The sequence below is a fragment of the uncultured Sphaerotilus sp. genome (assembly GCF_963924895.1).
GTDB lineage: Bacteria > Pseudomonadota > Gammaproteobacteria > Burkholderiales > Burkholderiaceae_C > Sphaerotilus.
Genome location: NZ_CAWURG010000016.1, coordinates 62,259 through 81,777, shown reverse-complemented (window position 1 = coordinate 81,777; position 19,519 = coordinate 62,259). Strand labels below are relative to the sequence as shown.

At 70.0% G+C, this 19,519-nt stretch carries 16 protein-coding genes; 6 read left to right on the top strand and 10 right to left on the bottom strand.

Translation table 11 applies throughout. The features are described 5' to 3' along the window. Positions 1–12 precede the first annotated feature (12 nt). Genes AABN02_RS07340 through AABN02_RS07330 form a run of 3 tightly spaced genes read left to right on the top strand, consistent with a single transcriptional unit; the run spans position 13 to position 5,356 of the window. Positions 13–870 carry an efflux RND transporter periplasmic adaptor subunit gene (locus tag AABN02_RS07340; RefSeq protein ID WP_338414270.1) on the top strand — a complete coding sequence of 286 codons (858 nt, stop codon included), beginning with the start codon at positions 13–15 and terminating at the stop codon, positions 868–870. Beyond that, positions 867–3,776: a right-handed parallel beta-helix repeat-containing protein gene (locus AABN02_RS07335; protein ID WP_338414269.1), complete on the top strand. Its 2,910-nt coding sequence runs from the start codon at positions 867–869 to the stop codon at positions 3,774–3,776. The genes AABN02_RS07340 and AABN02_RS07335 overlap by 4 nt, the downstream gene beginning before the upstream one ends. Beyond that, complete coding sequence (locus tag AABN02_RS07330; RefSeq protein WP_338414268.1) at positions 3,773–5,356, top strand: diguanylate cyclase; 1,584 nt, start codon at positions 3,773–3,775, stop codon at positions 5,354–5,356. Before AABN02_RS07335 ends, AABN02_RS07330 begins: the two co-directional genes overlap by 4 nt. Here AABN02_RS07330 and AABN02_RS07325 read toward each other — a convergent pair. Further along, complete coding sequence (locus AABN02_RS07325) at positions 5,336–5,941, bottom strand: glutaredoxin family protein (protein ID WP_338414267.1); 606 nt, start codon at positions 5,939–5,941, stop codon at positions 5,336–5,338. The genes AABN02_RS07330 and AABN02_RS07325 overlap by 21 nt on opposite strands. Positions 5,942–5,990: 49 nt before the next feature. Continuing rightward, a complete protein-coding gene (locus AABN02_RS07320; protein ID WP_338414266.1) occupies positions 5,991–6,695 on the bottom strand; it encodes a retropepsin-like aspartic protease in 705 nt (234 codons plus the stop codon). Between the two features lie 112 nt (positions 6,696–6,807). On the opposite strand from AABN02_RS07320, the gene AABN02_RS07315 reads away from it, so the two are divergent. Next, positions 6,808–7,797 (top strand): MBL fold metallo-hydrolase, encoded by a 990-nt coding sequence (locus AABN02_RS07315; protein WP_338414265.1) that lies wholly within the window; start codon positions 6,808–6,810, stop codon positions 7,795–7,797. Positions 7,798–7,880: 83 nt separating this feature from the next. Continuing rightward, positions 7,881–8,252: a hypothetical protein gene (locus AABN02_RS07310; RefSeq protein ID WP_338414264.1), complete on the top strand. Its 372-nt coding sequence runs from the start codon at positions 7,881–7,883 to the stop codon at positions 8,250–8,252. A gap of 12 nt (positions 8,253–8,264) precedes the next feature. Here the strand turns inward: AABN02_RS07310 and AABN02_RS07305 are convergent, their stop codons facing one another. From AABN02_RS07305 to AABN02_RS07275, 7 genes are all read right to left on the bottom strand, one after another. Then, positions 8,265–9,461 (bottom strand): toxic anion resistance protein, encoded by a 1,197-nt coding sequence (locus AABN02_RS07305; protein WP_338414263.1) that lies wholly within the window; start codon positions 9,459–9,461, stop codon positions 8,265–8,267. Beyond that, the gene (locus AABN02_RS07300) at positions 9,458–10,177 is read right to left on the bottom strand and encodes a hypothetical protein (RefSeq protein ID WP_338414262.1); all 720 of its coding nucleotides are present in this window, start codon (positions 10,175–10,177) and stop codon (positions 9,458–9,460) included. The genes AABN02_RS07305 and AABN02_RS07300 overlap by 4 nt, the downstream gene beginning before the upstream one ends. Then, positions 10,174–11,838 (bottom strand): VWA domain-containing protein, encoded by a 1,665-nt coding sequence (locus tag AABN02_RS07295; RefSeq protein ID WP_338414261.1) that lies wholly within the window; start codon positions 11,836–11,838, stop codon positions 10,174–10,176. Before AABN02_RS07295 ends, AABN02_RS07300 begins: the two co-directional genes overlap by 4 nt. 8 nt (positions 11,839–11,846) lie before the next feature. Further along, the gene (locus AABN02_RS07290) at positions 11,847–12,980 is read right to left on the bottom strand and encodes a hypothetical protein (RefSeq protein ID WP_338414260.1); all 1,134 of its coding nucleotides are present in this window, start codon (positions 12,978–12,980) and stop codon (positions 11,847–11,849) included. A gap of 184 nt (positions 12,981–13,164) precedes the next feature. Continuing rightward, positions 13,165–13,944 carry a 5-oxoprolinase subunit PxpA gene (locus AABN02_RS07285; protein WP_338414259.1) on the bottom strand — a complete coding sequence of 260 codons (780 nt, stop codon included), beginning with the start codon at positions 13,942–13,944 and terminating at the stop codon, positions 13,165–13,167. 36 nt (positions 13,945–13,980) lie between these two features. Then, positions 13,981–15,021, bottom strand: coding sequence for a biotin-dependent carboxyltransferase family protein (locus tag AABN02_RS07280; RefSeq protein WP_338414258.1), 1,041 nt, complete (start codon positions 15,019–15,021; stop codon positions 13,981–13,983). Then, positions 15,006–15,821 carry an allophanate hydrolase subunit 1 gene (locus tag AABN02_RS07275; protein WP_338414257.1) on the bottom strand — a complete coding sequence of 272 codons (816 nt, stop codon included), beginning with the start codon at positions 15,819–15,821 and terminating at the stop codon, positions 15,006–15,008. Before AABN02_RS07275 ends, AABN02_RS07280 begins: the two co-directional genes overlap by 16 nt. A gap of 469 nt (positions 15,822–16,290) precedes the next feature. Here AABN02_RS07275 and AABN02_RS07270 point away from each other — a divergent pair, with 469 nt between their 5' ends. Continuing rightward, the gene (locus tag AABN02_RS07270) at positions 16,291–16,812 is read left to right on the top strand and encodes a hypothetical protein (protein ID WP_338414256.1); all 522 of its coding nucleotides are present in this window, start codon (positions 16,291–16,293) and stop codon (positions 16,810–16,812) included. A 103-nt stretch (positions 16,813–16,915) separates the two neighbouring features. Here the strand turns inward: AABN02_RS07270 and acnB are convergent, their stop codons facing one another. Beyond that, positions 16,916–19,510 carry a bifunctional aconitate hydratase 2/2-methylisocitrate dehydratase gene (gene acnB, locus AABN02_RS07265; protein ID WP_338414255.1) on the bottom strand — a complete coding sequence of 865 codons (2,595 nt, stop codon included), beginning with the start codon at positions 19,508–19,510 and terminating at the stop codon, positions 16,916–16,918. Positions 19,511–19,519 lie beyond the last annotated feature (9 nt).

Below are 19,519 nucleotides of genomic sequence, written 5' to 3'. Positions count from 1 at the left end.
ACACCACGCCCCATGCCCCGTGACCGACACCTCCCGTACCCTGGCCTGCTGCTCGGCCTGTCGCTCTGGCTGCTGCTGCCCGCCTGCGCGTCCGCGCTCACGCTCGGCTGCCTGATCACGCCGGTCCGGGTGGCCGAGATCGGCACGCCCGTCGCTGGTGTGGTCGAGCGCATGCTGGTCGACCGCGGCGACACCGTGCGCCGGGGCCAGCCGCTGGCGGTGCTGCACGCCGCGGGCGAGCGGGCCTCGGTCCGCACCGCCGAAGCCCGTGCCCGCGCGCAGGCCGCCGTCAGCGCCGCCCAGGCCACGCTGTCGCTGACGCGGCAGAAGGCCCAGCGCGCCGAGTCGCTGCACGGCGACCAGTTCATCTCCGACATCGCGCTCGACCAGGCCCGCACCGAGCTGGCCGTGGCCGCGCAGAACCTGCAGCAGGCCCAGGACCAGCGCGCCGTCTACCAGGCCGAATCGGCCCAGGCGCTGGCGCAGCTGGGCCAGCGCGCGCTGCGCAGCCCCTTCGACGGCGTCGTGGTCGACCGCATGGCGCAGCCCGGCGAGCGGGTCGAGCTGCTGCCGCTGCTGCGGGTGGCCGATGTGGCGCGGCTGCGGGTCGAGGTGGTCGTGCCGGCCAGCCAGTTCGGGCAGGTGCGCGCCGGGGCGCGGCACCCGGTGAAGGCCGAGGTGCCGGGCGTGGCCGCGCGCGAGGCCACGGTCACGCAGGTCGACCAGGTGATCGACGCGGCCAGCAACACCTTCCGCGTCCGGATGGCGATGGACAACGCCGACCGCGCCGTGCCGGCCGGCGCGCGCTGCCAGGTCGATCTGGGTCTGGCCGTCGCAGCCGGAGCGGCTGCCGAGAAGAAATCCCCATGACGCGCCCGCCCCGCCGCCGCTGGCAGTACGAGGAGCTGGAGCCGCGCATCCTGTACGCCGCCGACACCGCCGCGCTGGCCAGCCTGGGCGACATCGGCAGCACCTTCGTCGTCAGCACCACCGCCGACAGCGGCGCCGGCTCGCTGCGCGACGCCATCACCCAGGCCAACCTCCACCCCGGCGCCGACACCATCCGCTTCGACATCCCGGCGCCGCTGGTCAACGGCGCCCACACCATCACCCCGCGCTCGGCGCTGCCGCTCATCACCGACACCGTCTGGCTCGACGCCAGCCGCGAGCCGGACGCGCTGGCGCTGGGCCGGCCGGTGGTGGAACTGGTTGGCACGGACGCGGGCGGCAGCGCCTCGGCGCTGGTGCTGGCCGATGGCAGCGACGGCAGCCTCGTGCGCGGGCTGGTCATCCAGCAGTTCGGCGGGGCCGCCATCCAGGTCCGTGCCGGCGCCGATGGCGTGACGCTGGCCGGCCTGCGCATCGGCACCGACACCACCGGGCAGTCCGCACCGGGCAACAGCGGCAACGCGGTCGAGATCAGCGCCGCACAGGCCCTGGTCGGCGGCCCGACGGCGGCCGACCGCAACCTGCTGTCCGGCAACTACGCCGGGATCCTGGTGACCGGGGCGAGCGCCAGCGGGGCCCGCATCGAGGGCAACTACATCGGCACCGACAGCCTCGGCCAGTCCGCGCTCGGCAACCGGACGGTGGGGATCTACCTGGACGCCCCGTCGGCGACCGTGGTCCACAACCTGGTCAGCGGCAACGGCTACGAGGGCGTCTACCTGCTCGCCGGCGCCAGTGGCAGCAGCGTGCAGGGCAACCTGATCGGCACCGACCTGAGCGGCACCCACGCCGTCGGCAATGGCTCGTTCGGCGTTTACGTGGAAAACACGCGTGACGTGCTGATTGGCGGCACGACCGCCGGCACCGGCAACCTGATCGCCTGGCAGAAGGCCGGCGCGGGCATCTCCATCGTCGGCACCGCGGGTGGCGTGTCGGTGCTCGGCAACGCGGTCCACGACAACGCCGGGCTGGGCATCGACCTCGGCGCCGCGGGCGTCAACGGCAACCGCGAGGCCGACACCGACGGCGGCCCCAACAACCTGCTGAACTACCCGGTGCTGGGCAGCGCCACGAGCGTGGCCGGCGCGACGCGGCTGGTCGGCGACATGACCGGCACGGCCGGCACGACGCTGCGCATCGAGTTCTTTGTCAGCAACCAGGCCGACCCGCTCGGCTTCGGTGAAGGCGCGGTTTTCCTCGGCAGCACGAGCGTGACGGTCAACGCCAACGGCCTCGCGCACATCGACACCACGCTGGCCGGTGTGCTGCTGCAGACCGGTCAGGTGGTGTCGGCGACCGCCACCGTGCAGTCCGCCGCCCTGGCGCCCAGGCCCTGGGGCGACAGCTCCGAGTTCGGCAACGCGGTGGCGGTGCAGGTGGTGCCCAGCGCCCCGGTGGTCGATGCCGCGCAGACCCTGCACGTGGCGGAAAACAGCCCGGCCGGCACCGTGGTCGGCACGCTGCATGCCACCGACGCCGATCCCGGCACCACGCTGTCCGGCTGGACACTCACCGGCAGCGCCGCACTCGCGGTCGACCCCGCCACCGGCACGATCCGGGTGGTCGATCCCGCCTCGCTCGACCACGAGCGGCTGGCGTCGGTCGTCCTCACCGCCACGGTGCGCGACGGCGTCCTGACCAGCGCCCCGCAGACCCTCACGGTCTTCATCGACAACGTCAACGAGCCGCCGGCGCTGACGCTCGCGCCCTGGAAGATCCAGAGCGACCAACCCCTGACGCTCGGCACGGACGTGCTGAACGCGCAGGACCCGGACGGCACCGCCGCGCCCCTGCTGGTGGAGGTCGGCACCATCAGCGGTGGCCGCTTCGAGGCGGTGAACGCGCCGGGCACCGCGCTCGCGCAGTTCAGCCTGGGCGCGCTGCAGGCCGGCCAGATCCGCTTCGTCGCGACCGCGACCGACCAGGCGCCCACCGTGCAGCTGCGTGTCAGCGACGGCAGTGCCTTCAGCGCCTGGACCACGGTCGGTGTGGAGTGGACGCCTGCCCCGCCACCGCCACCGCCACCCCCCCCTGCGCCGGCCCCTCCCCCGCCGCCCCAGCTGGCGCCGACGCCCGTGCTCACCGTCAGCGGCCCGACGGCGAGAGACGCCACCGCGGTTGATGCATCGACACTGGACCTGCCGTCGCTGTCGGCTGACCGGCAACCACTGTCACGCGAGGTCCGCTCGGTCGCGGCGGAGCAGTGGCTGGCGCAGGTCCAGGCCGACAGTTCCGCCGACATCGCGGCCCTGAGCGCGCACAGCCGCGTCGCCTACGCCGGCCCTGAGGCCGCCGCGCACGCGACCGATGCCGCAGCGCCCACCGACCTGCTCGCACTCGTCCTGCCCAACACGGTGGTCGCGGCGCTGCAGGCCAGCTATGACCTGCCAGGCGCCCTGTCGCACGGCATCGAGCTGCCCGCGCTGGCGGACGATGGTCTGGACCTGTTGCGCACGGACCTGCAGGACACCGCGGGGCAGCTGCAGTCGGCCATCGACCCGATCGAGGCCTCGGGACTGGCACTGACCGTCGGCCTGGTGTGGTGGACGGTGCGGCTGGGCGGCGTGGCGGGCTCGCTGCTGGTGTCGGTGCCGACCTGGCAGTTCTTCGATCCGCTGCCGGTGCTGACGCGGGCGCCGCTGCCGGTGCGGCTCCGACCGGACGACGACGCGGCGGCGGGCCCGGACCCGCAGAACGAGGAAGCCTCGGCCGCCGAGGTGCTGGGCCGGGACCGCTTTCCGGCCCCCCGCGAGGACAGCGAGCGCGATGACGGCGTCGACACCACGGCCGGCAAGCCCCGCGCGCCTGCCAAGGGAGCCGGACGGTGAGCCGGTCCACGGGCTGGCCCACCCTGCCGGGTTGGTGGCCGCGGCCGGGGGTCGAGGTGCGCCTGACGCTGGGGCTGGTGGCGATCTTCCTGGCGGTGATCTTCCTGCTCGACGTGCTCTTCGGCCTGATCCCGGACCGGGCGCGCACCGAACTCGTCGCCCGCCAGACCACCAGCACGGCGCTGGCGCTGCTGGTCACGCAGGGGATCGAGCAGGGAGGGCGCCTGCCGCAGCGCGCGATACGGCAGCTGGCCGAACAGGACCGCGAGGTGCTGTCGGTGGCGCTGCAACAGAAGGGCCGCCCGCGCACCACGCTGATCGGCGACCACGCGGCGCACTGGACCCTGCCGCCCGGCGAGCGCTCGACGCTCACGCAAGTGCGCGTGGCCATCCACGACGCGCAGTCGCAACCCTGGGGCACGCTGGAAATCGCCTTCCGGCCGATCTACCCGACGACGCTGGCGGAGGTGCTCGCCGCGCCGGTCGTGCGGGCGCTGCTGGGCGTCGTGCTGCTGAGTTCACTGGCGATCTGGCTCTACCTGCGCCGCGTGCTGCAGCACCTCGACCCGGGCCAGGTGATCCCGGAGCGGGTGCGCGACGCCTTCGACGTGCTCGACGAGGGCATCGTGATCCTCGACCCGCAGGCCCGCGTCATGATGGCCAACGAGGCCTTCCGCCGCCTGGCGCCGCTGCAGCAGCCGCGGCGCGCGGTGGCCATCGGTCAGCCGGTCACGCAGCTCGACTGGCTGTGCCGCGCCGTGGCCGGTGACGGGGACGGCACAGCGCCGGTGGAATCGCCCTGGGCCACCGCCGTGCGCACAGCCGCGCCGTCCGAGGAGCGCGAGGTGCGCATCGGCCCGGCGGACGACCCGGCGCAGGTGCGCGAGGTGCTGGTGAAGTGCACGCCGGTGCTCGACCCCGGCGGGCAGGTGCGCGGCAGCATGCTGCGGCTGCGCGACGTCAGCGCGCTGCACCAGCTCAACCGGGCGCTGCAGACCTCGCAGCAGGCCCTGCGCGAGCGCAACGAGGAACTCAGCCGGCTCGCCACCCGCGACCCGATGACGAGCTGCCTGAACCGGCGCGCCTTCTTCGAGCAGGCCACCCGGCTGTTCGAGCTGGCCGACCAGCGTGGCGAGGGCCTGGTCTGCGTGATGGCCGACATCGACCACTTCAAGCAGTTCAACGACCGCCACGGCCACGCCACCGGTGACCAGGTCATCAAGGCGGTGGCGGCCATCCTCGCCGGTGGCGTGCGCGGCACGGATCTGGTGTGCCGCTATGGCGGCGAGGAGTTCTGCCTGCTGCTGCCGCAGCGCGAGGCGGCCGACGTGCTGATGCTGGCGGAGCGGCTGCGGCGCGAGATCGAGGACACCGCGGGCAGCCAGGTCGAGTCCGTGGCCGGCCTGCGGGTCACGTCCAGCTTCGGCATGGCGCTGTTCGAGCCGGGACTGGCGGGTCTGGCCATGCTGGTGGACCGGGCCGACCAGGCGCTCTACGACGCCAAGCGCACCGGGCGCAACCGCGTCAGCCGCTGGCCCGTGCCGGTGTCGGCGCCCGTGTCAGAAACGAAAACTGCCTGAGGCCGCCGGCAGCACCGGTGCGGGTGCGGCCGGGCGGCGTGACGCGGTGTCGCCCTCGCCTGGCGCCGCCATCGCTTCTGGCGGCACCAGCGGCTGCACCGGCGCGGCCCGCCAGGTCGGCGGCAGCTGCGAGCTGCGCGGGTAGCCGGCCGCGTCGAGCGTGCGTTGCCAGTCCCCGGTCTCGAAGCCCTGCAGGCGCTGGGCGCCCAGGCGCAGGATGGGCAGCTCGATCTGGCCTTCGCGGCGCTGCAGTTCGGCGACGTCCTCGGCCCGGTCGATGCTGATCTCGCGCACGGGGATGCCGCGTTGCCGCAGCAGCGCACGCGCGCTGTCGCAAGGGGCGCAGTTCGGCGCGGCGTAGAAGGTGGCCGGGTAACGCGCGACCGCCTGCCGCAGCGTGTAGGGCAGCTCGGCCGTGGGGGTCGCCGCGTTGGCAGCACCGAGCGGGCGGGCCGTGGCCCCTGCGGGCGGCCGGTCGGTGTAGGTGACCCGACCGTCCGGGCCGACCACCTTGTATTGCGCCGAGGCCGAAGCGGCCAGCCAGAGCAGCAGCCAGCCGCCGCACCGTGTCGCCAGGGTTGTCATCACTGCACTCCTCGTGTCCTGGATCCGGCCCATGGTAGCGCCAGCGGCCTCACGGCGTCAGCGACAGGCGTCCCTGCTCCCACTGGAGCCGGAAGCCCTGCAGGAAGCTGTTGCCGAACAGCACGTAGGCCATGTCGCTGTCGATGACCACCGCCTCGACGTCGCGCGCCTGCAAGGGCCCGAGGCTGATCTGCGCCAGCCGCACCCGCCGCCCGGCGCTGCGACCGGACGCAGTCTGCACCTGCGCGGCGCTGCCGGCCTGCCAGTCCACCCCCAGCCGGCGCGCCGCCTGCGTGGACAGCACGACCAGCGAGGCCCCGGTGTCGACAACCCCCTGCACCACCTGGCCATTGATCTCGCCGGCGGCGTGGAAGAGCCGGTCGCTGCCCGCCTCCAGCACCAGGCGCCGCGCCGCGCCCGTCGTCCCCGACGTCGCCGCCGCCCCCACCATCACCGGCGCCGCACCCACCACCAGTTCCCGCTGCACGCCGCCGCTGGTCGCCACCACCACCGACTGCCCCCCCGCGCCACGCTGCACGCGCACGCCGTCGGCCGTGTCGCCGACCGTCATGACCCGGGTGCGGCCGTCGATGACCACGACCACCTTGTCGCCCATGGTGCCGGCCAGCACCACCGTCGGCGCGCCGGTGGCCCGGCCAAGGCCCGGCGCGGCGAGCGCACCCAGCACCAGCCCCAGGGCAGCGCCCCAGGAACCGCTCCGCTGCAATCGACCGATCGGCCAGGAACCAGACATCCAACACTCCGTTACAACCTGGTTCGCAGACTACGGCCCGGCAGGCCCGGGCAGGACCGGAATAAGCGCGCCATTCGCGCGGCACATCGTCCCTGCGTGGCATGCTGGCGGCATGACGCTGCCCGCCCACGCCGAAGATCTCGGCCACCAGATCTACGCCATCGACACCGGTTTCGAACGCGCGCGCTTCGATGCGGCCTACCTCGTCGTCGACAGCGGCCGGGCCGCCTTCATCGACACCGGCCACAACGCGGCCGTGCCGCGGCTGCTGGACACGCTGGCCGCGCTGGGCCTGTCGCGGGACGCGGTGGACTGGGTCATCCCGACCCATGTGCACCTGGACCACGCTGGTGGCGCCGGCCTGCTGATGACGCAGTTACCCCAAGCCCGCGCGCTGATCCATCCCCGCGGCGCGCGGCACCTCATCAACCCGCTGGCGCTGGTCGAAGGCGCCCGCGCGGTTTACGGCGTCGAGGTGGTTCGCCAGACCTACGGCACGGTCGAACCGATCCCCGCCGAGCGCGTGGTGGAGAGCCACGACGCCATGGAAATCCTGCTCGGCCAGCGCCCGCTGCGGCTGATCGACACCCCCGGCCATGCCCGCCACCACCACTGCATCTGGGACGCCCGCAGCCGCGGCTGGTTCACCGGCGACACCTTCGGCATCAGCTACCGCGAGTTCGACACCGCGGCGGGACCGTGGATGTTTCCCAGCACCACCCCGGTGCAGTTCGACCCCGACGCACTGCGCCAGTCGATCGACCGGCTGCTGGAATCCGATCCGCAGGTGCTCTACCCGACGCACTTCAGCCGGGTCGATAACGTACCGCGTGTGGCCGCGCAATTCCGCGAGGTGCTCGATCAGTTCGTGTCGGGCGCACGCGCGGTACAGGCCGACTGGCCAGCGGATCGCGCCGAGCGTGTGCGCCGGCTGGAGGCGATGGTCGCCAGCACCCTGCTGGCCTCGGCCCGCAAGGCCGGCATCTCGCTGGCCGAGGAGGCGGTCCTCGCACTGCTGCAGATGGACGTGACACTGAACGCACAGGGCATCAACGTCTGGCTATCCCAAGGTACGGCACGCAAAACTGAACCCGAGGGTTAAATCCATCCATGTTTCCGGCATGTTTCCAACGGTTGTGCATTGTGACCTTGAAGCACCGGAAAGTACCGATCAGGATGGCGCCCATGCGTACCCTCACCTCCCCCTCCCTGCGCCGAAGTCTCAGCGTGCTCGTGCTGGCCGGCGTCCCTCTGAGCACCGCCTGGGCCGGCTACGACGACGGAGTGGTGGCCTACCAGCGTGGCCGACACGATGTGGCGCTCAAGGAATTTTCCGATGCGGCGGCCCGTGGCGACGGCCGCGCCCAGCGCAGCCTGGGCCTGATGCACGAGCGTGGCGACGGTATGCCCCGCGACCTCGCAGCAGCGGCCGCGTGGTACCGCAAGGCGATCGCCCAGGGCCTCGAGGGTGCGCAGTACAACCTGGCCTTTGTCACCCAGGCGCCCCAATCCGGTGCGCCGGCAGCCGCCGTCCAGCTCGCCACGTCGCGCCCCTGACCCCGCGCAGGGTCAGAGCTTGACCGGCCCCCCCGTGGCCACCCCCGCCGACGCCGCCTCGCGCGCCTGCTGCTGGCGGGTCCGGTCGACGTAGTTGTCGGCCCGCGCGAGCTGGTCGCGGATCATCGCGTTGTTCTGGCCCATCACCTCGATGGCCTTGGTGCGGAAGTTGTCCATCGTGTCCATGGCCTGGAAGGTCTGGTCGAACATCTCCTTCATCTTCTCGATGCCGAGCATCGGGTTCTGCGCGAACTGGGTGGTCTGGTCGACGTGCTGGTTGAGCTGGCGGCCGGTCTCGCTGATCAGGTTGCCGATCGTGGCGTTGACGCCCTGCAGCATCTCCATCACCCGGATCTGGTTGCCCGTCGCGCGCGCCACCGTCTGTGCCACCGCCAGCGCGCTCATGCCCGTGGTCGCCACGCGGGTGCAGCCGTTGATCATCTCGCGGCCGGTCTTCTTCAGCACATCCAGCGCGAGGTAGCCGTTGACGCACACCGCCTGCTGGGTCTGGATGTCCTGCAGGTTCTGGCGGGCGTAGAACAGCACCTCCTGCCGCAGCGCCTGCGCCCGCTGCGGGTCGGTCGGCTCCAGCGTGCGCACACGCTCGTCGAGCTGCGCGTCGAGTTGCGTGGCGAAGCGTGAGGCCGCGGCCAGCTTGGTCATCGCCTCCCACAGCTTGCCGCGGGTGGACTCGATGGCGATCACGTCCTTCTGCATGTCGTCGCGGGCGGCGTAGAGCTGGCCCATCGAGGTCTTGAGCTGCTCGGCGGCGCTCTGGTACTTGCGGAAATACGCCTCCAGCTTGTTGCCGAAGGGGATCAGGCCCAGCAGCTTGCGCGGCTGCATCAGGTCGCCGTCGTTGCCGGGGTTGAGGTCGTCGAGCTGGGCGCGGATGTCCTGCAGCGCCTTGTAGGCCGGGCTGCTTTCCACGCCGACAAAGTTGGACTGCATGAAGCGGCCCTGCATCAGGCTCGACGCGTTGGAGATCTCTTCCTTGCCGAGCGCAAAGGCACTGTCGAGCCGCGCCTTGAAGGTGTCGGAGTGGATGTCCTCGGTCGCCAGCGCGTCGATGAAGCGCAGCACCTGGTCGTCGACCTGCTTGCGCAATTCCGGCTGCAGCGGCACCGCCTCGCGGGCGGCTTCGACCGGCACCGGGGCCAGCACTTCGGGTGGCGTCAGCGTGAAAGCCGGGGTAGCGGGTTGGTTCATGTCGAAGCGTCCTTCCGTGGGTTCGGGGAAATCGAGGGATTCGGGGGGAGGTTGAGCGCAGGCGCGTCCAACCCTTGCGGTGCGAACTTCTGGTTCAGGAAGCGGGAGTGTTCGAGGAAGGCCTGCGCGTCCTGTCCGGCCAGGTCGCTGCGCAACTGGCGGACTTTGGTCTCCAGCTCGGCCAGCGTGTCCTGGAAGGTCTCGACCGCCGTCTTGCCGTTGTCCAGCCGCTGCGTGGCGGCGAACTCGGCCGGGATCGACAGGTAGGTGTTGAGCATCTCGGGCAGGTAGCGGATCGCGATGTGGCGCGCGTGGAAGCTATCCTGCAGCGACAGCGTGCCCTTCGAGCCTTCCCACTGCGTCAGCAGCGCGTCCAGCGACTGGCACAGCGCCAGCACCCGCGTCCGCAGCGCCGCCGGGATGCGCTGGCCCGGGTTCTGGTCGACCAGCCGCCGCACGCCGGTCAACGCGCGCTCCATCGCCTCGCGCGTGTCGCCCTCGTCGCTGAATTCGAGCGCCTCCCACGCCGGCTCCCGGTTTGACGGGAACCCGAACCACAGCCCGCCGACCACGAACCCGGCGCCATACCCAAGCACCGCCATGCCGAGCCCCAGCGTGCCGAGCAGCCCGGCGCCCTTCAAGCCGAGCACGACACTCGCCAGCCCCAGCCCGCACCAGTTCGCTGGCGAGGCCAGCCACCGCATCAGCCACTTCATTGGTAAGCCCGGATGTCCTTGAACACGCTGTACAGCGGCGTCTTGCGGGCGTCGAACACGCGCCCGCCAGTGAGCTGCGCGAGTTCCTTCAGCGCCGCTTCGTTCGCCTCGCCGAACAGCACCCAGAACACCGGGATGCCGCGCACGTCCTCGGGCAGCGCCGCGTAGTCGCGCTTGAAGTCCTCCAGCGTGCGGCCCTTGTTGTTCTCGCCGTCGGTGAGGGCGACGACCGAATACTGGAACTTCGGGTTCTTCTGGCGTTCGGCGAGCATGTGGGTGAGCGCCTGGAACACGGCGTCGTACACCGCCGTGCCCCCTTGCATCTGCAACTGGTCCGCCGCGCCGCGCACCTCCGCCAGCACCTGGCGCTTGGCCTCACTGTCCGCCTGCTCCGCCACGCCCTTCGCGGTCGCCGCACCGGCCGGCACCTCGAACGCCTTCAGCCCGTAAGGCATCTCCGAAAACGGCTGCAGCCAGATCCGCTCGCGGTTGGTGAGCTTGGCGATGCGGCCGGTCAGCGATGTGTCGGCGCCGGCGATGTAGTCGATGGCCTGGATGAGCTGGCGGCGGCGCTCGCCCTGCATGCTGCCGCTGGTGTCGAGCACGAAGGTGCTGGCGATCGGCGTACGGAACTCGTTGAGGTAAGCGGCGATCAGTCCGTCCGCCAGCGCCCGGTCAGGCGAGAACGGCAGCTCCACCTGCAAGCCCTGCTTCGGCAACAGATCCTCGACCCGCGCCGCCACATCCTGCCGGATCGGCCGGCGCAGCGTCTGGCGGGCGAGCCAGGTCTGGGCCTCGTCGCCCTTCAGGTATTCCACGACCTTCAGGTAATCGGCGCGCTTGCCCTCGTCGAGCAGCATGAACGGATAGTCCGCCGTGCTCACGCCCTCGTAGGGGTAGATCAGCCGCAGTTGCTCGCGCAGCTTGCCGCTGGCGTTCAGGCTCAGCAGCCAGCTCTCGTAGTTGATGAAGGCGTTGACCCGCGTGCCCTGCTGCAGGATGAACTGCTCGGACAGGTAGGTCGAGTTGTCACCTGGCAGCTTGTAGCCCTTGAGGAAATCGGCGATCGCGCCACGGTCCACATCGGCCGCCGACAGTGCTTCCGCCTTGCCGCTGGCGGCGGCCACCACGCCCATCAGTGCCATGAAACCCTGGTTGGACGTGGCCGGGTTCGACAGCGCGTAGTGCAGCTTGCCGGCCTTGGCGGCGGCGGCGATGTCCATCCAGGTCAGCTTCAGGTCGGGCTTGTCCCAGCCGTATTTCTTCGCGTCCGACTCGCTGACGCCGACCGCGATCGGCGACAGCATGATCTTTTCCTGCAGCTTCACGCGGGACTGCCCCTGCGGGTTCGACAGCAGGTAGCGCGCGTTCGCGAACCACGCCGCGTCCGCCTTCGCCTCGCCGTTGAGCACCGCCTCCGTGCTTTCCATCGTGCCGCCGAAGCGGAACTTCAGCTTCACACCGGTGGCCTTGTCCACCATCTGCTCCAGCGGCTGGATGTCGCGCAGGTCGCTGGTGGCCAGCACGGTGAACTCGGGCGCGGCGGCGACCTGGGCCGTAGGCGTGGGTGTGGCGGCCGGTGCCGGAGCATCGGGCTTCTTGCCGCAGGCGGCCACCAGCAGCACCAGTGCCGCGGTGGTCAGTCGGCGAAGCGTCGTCATCGTGCGGTTCATTGCGTCATCTCCCTGGCAACGGTGTCGATCATCTCGGACATGACTTCGGCGGACGGCGGATCGACGAGCTGCGTCACCCGCGGCTCCACCGCCAGCCCGGTCGGCTTCACGGCGGCCACAAAACGCTCGGTGTCGGCGATGCGGAAGCCGTACTCGACCGCGATACCCTGCAGTTCGGCATCGCTGGCCAGCAACTCGCCCAGCGCCTTGGCCCGGTCACCCAGCGAGACGAAGACTTCCTTGTTGACGATGGTCGGCTGCGGGTACATCAGGACCATGTCGGCGCCAATGCCCTTCTTCTGCAGCGCGTGGCGCACCATCTGGTACTCGTAGAGGAAGGCCATGGGGGTCTTGCCGATGCCGATGGAGACGTAGTCGTCGAAGTTGCCATCGACGTAGTTCTCCTGGTAGCCCTGGCGCTTGAAGAGTTCGGTGAGCTGCAGCGCGAGTTTCTGGCCGGTGGCGCGGTCGGTGACCACGTCGCCGTTCAGCGCTGCGCTGGTCAAGGCCAGGTACAGCGCGCCGGAGTTGCTGCGCCGCAGATCGGTGGTGGAGACCAGCACGCTGCGTGAGACGTCGTAGCCGCTGCTGTCCTTCAAGTCTTTCCAGCGCTTGCGGGCGAGCATCAGCTTCGTCAGCCGCTCGGTGTCGACGCTGTAGACCTTGGGCGACACGGCCTTGGCCAGTCCGTTGGCGACCAGGATCTTCGCGACCGGCTCCCACGAAGCGATGACCAGCGGTGAGTGGAACGGCGCGACCTGGACAGCGGGCAGGTTCGCCTTGCGCGCCGCCTCGACGATCTGGTTGGCGGCGACCACGCCCGACGAGAACAGGAAGTCCGGTGCCGAGCCGGCCACCACCTTGCCCGCCATCTCGCGGCTGCCCACGCGCACCACCTCGACCGGCAGCCGTCGCGCCACCAGCACCTTCTGCACCCGCGGATCCTTGAAATAGCCCTCGACATCCAGCGAGATCACGCCGCGCAGCACGGTGGCCGAGGCGACTTCCTGCTGCTCGATCTGCGCCGCCTGCTGCTGTTGCTGGCCGCGCAGGGCGAAGTACAGCGCGCCGCCGAATGCGGCGGTGACCAGCACGGTGATCGCGGTGCGCCTGCCGGGGGTAAGGGCCATCAAGGTGCTCCTGGGTGTATCGATTGCCAAGGATGGCAGTCTGCCGCGCCAAGATAGCGCTGATCGGCGGAATTCTCTACCGAGGGCAGCCCGTAGGGCTTGCGCGTCGTCTTCTCCACCGCCGTGGAACGTGTGCGTGGGTCCTCGCATTCGCGAGGATGACGGGGGTGGGTGGCCCAGCAGCTCAGCCCGGCAGTTGCGGCAACGGCAGGACCGCCACCCCGGCTGCCACCAATCCGGCGCGGATCGCCCGCGCGGTCGCCACCGCCTCGGCGCCGTCGCCATGCACGCAGACGCTGTCGATCGCGGTCGGCAGGCGCCGGCCGGTGACGCTGACCAGTGCCCGCGCGTCCAGCATCTGCTGCACGCGCTGCCAGCAGGCCTCGGCGCCATGCAGCACCGCGCCGGGGTGCGCACGCGGCACGAGTTGACCGTCGTCCTGGTAGGCCCGGTCCGCGAACACCTCCAGCGCCACGCGTAGACCCGCGCGCTGCCCGGCCCGGGCCAATTCCGAGTGGGCCGGGGCCAGCAGGATCAGATCCCGGTCCAGCGCCCGCACCGCCCGCGCCACGGTCTCCGCCAGCGCCGTGTCCGCGCAGGCCATGTTGCTCAGCGCGCCATGCGGCTTCACGTGCGTCACCCTGCCCCCTTCCGCCGCCGCCACGCCCTGCAGCGCGCCGATCTGGTAGACCAGCACCGCCTCCAGCTCCATCGGAGACAGGTCCATGCGGCGCCGGCCGAAGCCCTGCAGATCGGGAAATGACGGATGCGCACCGACGCTGACCCCGCGCGCCAGCGCCGCGCGCACGGTCTGGCGCATCACCAGCGGGTCACCGGCGTGGAAACCGCAGGCAATGTTCGCGCTGCTCACCACGTCGAGCATGGCCGGGTCGTCGCCCATCGACCAGGCGCCGAAACTTTCGCCGAGGTCGGCATTGAGGTTGATCGCGTCCAGGGGATGCACAGGTCTCTCCAGCGTCCAGCGGGTTCAAGATCAGGGTCAGGGTTCAGCGCGCAACATGCCGCTGACCAAGTTGTCGTTGTACAGGGCCGCTTCGTCCAGCCAGCCCTCCGGCGGACACGGCACGAGGGCCGCCACCCAGGCCTGCCAGTCGGCGTGGGCCGCCAGCAATGCGCGGCGCGCGGTCGACGCCTCCACGGCCGCGAAGCGCAGCGTACCGCCGGGCGACAGCAGCGCCAGCCGCGGCAGGTCCGCCCGGATCACGGTGGCGATCTTCGGATAACCGCCCACCGTCTGCCCATCCGCCAGCAGCACGATCGGCTGGCCGTTCGCCGGCACCTGAATCGCGCCGGGCACGACGCCATCCGACACGATGTCGGCGGCGGCCGCGCTGGTGTGGGCCAAGGCAGGGCCTGCCAGGCGCATCCCCATGCGGTCCTGCTCGGGGGTGACGCACCAGTCGGTGGAGAGGAACTGGGCACGCGCCTCGGCGGTGAAATGGTCGTCCTGCGGTCCCCAGAGGATGCGGATCGGTCCTGTCGGCAACGGGACGGGTGCGTGGGCCATGCGCTCGTCGGTGCGGCCATCGGACCGGCGTGCACAGGGCAGCCGGTCGCCGGGTCGCAGCATCCGGCCATCGAGTCCGCCCAGGCGGGTGCGGACGTGGGTCGAGCGACTGCCCAGCACGGTCGGCACCAGGACGCCCCCACCGAGGGCGAGGTAGCCGCAACCGGCCAGCGCGGCACCGAGCTGCAACCGGTCGCCCTCGCCCAGCGTGGCGCTGCGCCAGGTGGCCAGCGGACGCCACGGCCCGTCCCCCCGCGACAGCGCCCCGCGCACGGCACCCGCCATGGCCACCCGCACAGGCCCCCGCAGCACCCGCAACACCAGACCAAGCCCGCGCCACTCCAGGCAGGCCGCCCCGGCCAGATTGCCCACGAGCGCGTTGGCGGCGTCGGCCAGCGGTGGCACGAGGGCACCCGCCAGCGCGATCCCCCCGTGGCGCTGGCCGACACGCCCGGCGTCCTGCACCGTGCAGCCCGGCCCGCCAGACACGACCTCGATCAGCGCGTCCGCCACGGCGCCTCCTCCCCGGTGTCGAGAAAATCCTGTCGCCCCAGCGCACCCCGCGCCCAGTCGGCCGCCAGACGCCCGTGTTCGGTGGCCTCCACCGCCGTCCAGCGCACCTCGTCGCCCGCCGCCAGCCACGCCGGCGCGCTGGTTTGCGCCAGATCGAACAGCGGCAAGGGCATGTGTCCCAGCAAACGCCAGCCGCCGGGACTCTCCCAGGGGTACACGCAGCACAGCGCACCCGCCACCGCCAGCGAGCCCGCAGGCACCGCTCTGCGCGGCGAGGCCAGGCGCGGCAGGGCCAGCGCGGGCGGCAGGCCGGTCATGTAGGGAAAGCCGGGCATGAATCCGATCATGCCGACCCGGAACAGGGTGCTGGTGAGCAAGGCCACCACCGCCCCGTCGGTCAGCCCGCAGGCGGCGGACAGATCGACCAGATCAGGCGCGAACGCAGGGGCACAGCACACCGGCAGTTGCCAGCGGCGACCGGGGTGGGCGCTCGCCGCGTCCGCCGCACTCCATGCCAGCAGCCGCTGCCCGAGCGCGTCCGCATCGGTGCGCAGGGGATCGAACACCACGGTGAGCGAGCGGAACGTGGGCACCACATCGAGCACACCCGCCAGCACTGCCGCCTCCTGGGTCGCGCTGCCCCGCAGCGCCTGCACCTTCTCGGCCAGCGCCAGCACCCGGGCCTGCAGCACGGGATCAACCACGTCACCGAACTCCACGGTCCAGGCGGCATCCCCCAGCGGCAGCAGCGTCGCCGGTGGCCACGCGCTCGCTCCCTCCCCCTCACCTCCTGCGTCCACTTCGTGTCCTTCTACAAGCCTGCCCAGCGCATTTTCGGTGGCTGTCCAGCGCGTCCTGTCCACCGTTTCTGTGATTTTTATTTCACGAACATGTAAGCACATCGAACAAATCGGCTCAGGTCGCGCGAGTTTTCGCCTCCATATTTATCATATTTATCATTTATGAGCGAGGCCATGCATCCGCAATCGAAAATTTCTGGCTGACACATTAACTGATAATTATGAAAACCATTTCAGGCGTCCGCCATGTTCAGCCATCTCAACCCAAGTTCTGTCATCTTCCATCATCATCTAGATAAATACAATCTCTGCTACTTCTTAGCATCAATTGGAACGCAATGAAACCATACCTTTGAACGGGTTAAGCAATACCCTAAGAACAGGCACTGCATTCAGTTGAAATAGACCATAAAATTAATGCCACCCGCAAAGTAGCGGGGGAAGCCCCAATAAACTTAAGGAGTGGACCATGGCCATTCAGCACAGCGTCCGGCATCTGTCGACGCAGTTTTTCCACACGGCTGTCGCTATTGGCGCCGTCATGCTGGCTTGTCAGGCCCAGGCTCAGGCACCGCGCTCGATGCCTGAGCCGCAACCGCAGGCCAAGGCCTCGCGCCAGTCGACTGCAACCGCGCCGCGCCTTGTCGCACAGGCGGCTCCGCAACAGCAGCAACCGCTGTTCGACCGGGATGAGCGTGGTCACCACGGCAGCAACGACCGTGACCGCAAGCAACCAGCGCCCCGCGCCCAACCCGCCAACGCCGGACACGACGACCGCGGTGGCTCGCACGGCGATCGGGACCACGGCGGCCGTGACCATGGCGGCCGTGACCACGGCGATCGGGACCATGGCCATGACATGAACCACCACAACGAAGGCCCCCGCGGCCGTCCGCCGGTCGTCCGCCCGCCGATCCACCCGCATCCGCCGCACCCGGTCATCGTCGTGCCGCCGTGCAAGCGCGGTGGCCCTGGCATCACGCCCTGCTGATTCCGAGTTCAGCAACACATGAGGCGCCTTCCGGCGCCTCGACATGAAAAAAGCCCGCCGGGGCATCCCGGCGGGCTTTTTGTATTGCAGCGGGTCAGAACCCTCAGGCGGTCACGCCCTTGGCCACGTCCGCATACTCTTCGATCTGGTCGAAGTTCAGATACGTGTAGATCTTGCTGCTGTCCTTGTTGATCACGCCCATGTCGGCGGCGTATTCGGCCACCGTCGGGATGCGGCCCAGCTTGGACGCGATCGCGGCCAGTTCGGCCGAGGCCAGGTAGACGAAGGTGTTCTTGCCCAGGCGGTTCGGGAAGTTGCGGGTCGAGGTCGAGACCACGGTCGCGCCTTCACGCACCTGTGCCTGGTTGCCCATGCACAGCGAGCAGCCCGGCATTTCGGTCCGCGCACCGGCCGCGCCGAACACGCCGTAGTGGCCTTCCTTGGTCAGCTCGCTGGCGTCCATCTTGGTCGGCGGCGCGATCCACAGCTTGACCGGGATGTCGCGCTTGCCTTCAAGCAGCTTGGAGGCCGCACGGAAGTGACCGATGTTGGTCATGCAGGAGCCGATGAACACTTCGTCGATCTTGGCACCAGCCACAGCGGACAGCAGCTTGGCGTCGTCCGGGTCGTTCGGGCAGCACAGGACGGGCTCGGTCAGCTCGTTCAGGTCGATCTCGATCACGGCCGCGTATTCGGCGTCCTTGTCGGCTTCGAGCAGGTTCGGGTTGGCGAGCCAGGCTTCGACCTTCTCGATGCGGCGGGCCAGCGTGCGGGCGTCGGCGTAACCGTCGGCGATCATGTTCTTCATCAGCACGATGTTGCTGGTGAGGTATTCCTTGACCGGGGCCGGGTTCAGCTTGACCGTGCAGCCAGCGGCCGAGCGTTCAGCCGATGCGTCGCTCAGCTCGAACGCCTGCTCGACCTTCAGGTCCGGCAAGCCTTCGATCTCGAGGATGCGGCCCGAGAACACGTTGATCTTGCCGGCCTTGGCGACGGTCAGCAGACCGGCCTTGATGGCGTACAGCGGAATGGCGTGGACCAGATCGCGCAGGGTGATGCCGGGCTGCATCTGGCCCTTGAAGCGCACCAGCACCGATTCCGGCATGTCCAGCGGCATCACGCCCGTGGCGGCACCGAAAGCAACCAGACCGGAGCCAGCGGGGAAGCTGATGCCGATCGGGAAACGGGTGTGCGAGTCGCCACCGGTGCCGACGGTGTCGGGCAGCAGCAGGCGGTTCAGCCACGAGTGGATCACGCCGTCGCCCGGACGCAGCGCGACACCGCCACGGCTGGAGATGAACTTGGGCAGTTCGCGGTGGGTCTTGACGTCGACCGGCTTCGGGTAGGCGGCGGTGTGGCAGAAGGACTGCATCACCAGATCGGCCGAGAAGCCCAGGCAGGCCAGGTCCTTCAGCTCGTCGCGGGTCATCGGGCCGGTGGTGTCTTGCGAACCCACGGTCGTCATCTTCGGCTCGCAGTACGTGCCCGGACGAACGCCCTGACCTTCCGGCAGACCGACCGCGCGGCCGACCATCTTCTGCGCCAGCGTGAAGCCGGCCTTGGTGGCGGTCGGGATCGACGGCAGGCGGAACAGCGTGGACGCGGGCAGACCCAGGAACTCGCGCGCCTTGGCGGTCAGCGAGCGGCCGATGATCAGGTTGATGCGGCCGCCGGCGCGCACTTCGTCGAACAGCACGTCGCTCTTGAGCTTGAACTCGACGACGGTTTCGCCGTTGCGCACGAGCTTGCCTTCATACGGCCGCACGTCGATCACGTCGCCCATTTCGAGCTTGGTGACGTCGACTTCGATCGGCAGCGAGCCGGAGTCTTCCTGCGTGTTGAAGAAGATCGGGGCGATCTTGCCGCCGAGCGTGACGCCGCCGAAGCGCTTGTTCGGGACAAACGGGATGTCCTGGCCCGTGGCCCAGATCACCGAGTTGGTGGCCGACTTGCGGCTCGAACCCGTGCCGACCACGTCGCCGACGTAGGCCACGAGGTTGCCCTTCTGCTTCAGGTCCTCGATGAACTGCATCGGGCCGCGCTTGCCGTCTTCCTCGGGCTTGAACGCCGCGCCTTCGCGGGTGTTCTTGAGCATGGCGAGGTAGTGCAGCGGGATGTCCGGGCGGCTCCACGCGTCAGGCGCGGGCGACAGGTCGTCGGTGTTGGTCTCGCCGGGCACCTTGAACACGGTCACGGTGATCGACTGGGGGACTTCCGGACGGGTGGTGAACCACTCGGCGTCGGCCCACGACTGCATGACTTCCTGGGCCTTGGCGTTGCCGGCCTTGGCCTTTTCGGCGACGTCGTTGAAGAAGTCGAACATCAGCAGGGTCTTCTTCAGACCTTCGGCGGCGACGGCAGCGACGTCCGCGTCGGCATCCAGCAGCTCGATCAGCGGGTGCACGTTGTAGCCGCCCACCATGGTGCCGAGCAGCTCGGTGGCCTTGGCCTTGGAGATCAGGCCGACCGCGATGTCGCCATGGGCCACAGCCGCCAGGAACGAGGCCTTCACCTTGGCCGCATCGTCCACGCCCGGGGGCACGCGGTGCGTCAGCAGATCCAGCAGGAACGCATCTTCGCCAGCCGGCGGGTTCTTGATCAGCTCGATCAGGTCGGCGACCTGCTTGGCCTCCAGCGGCAGCGGCGGGATGCCGAGGGCGGCGCGTTCGGCGGCGTGTTCACGATAGGCTTGCAGCATGAGAGGGCT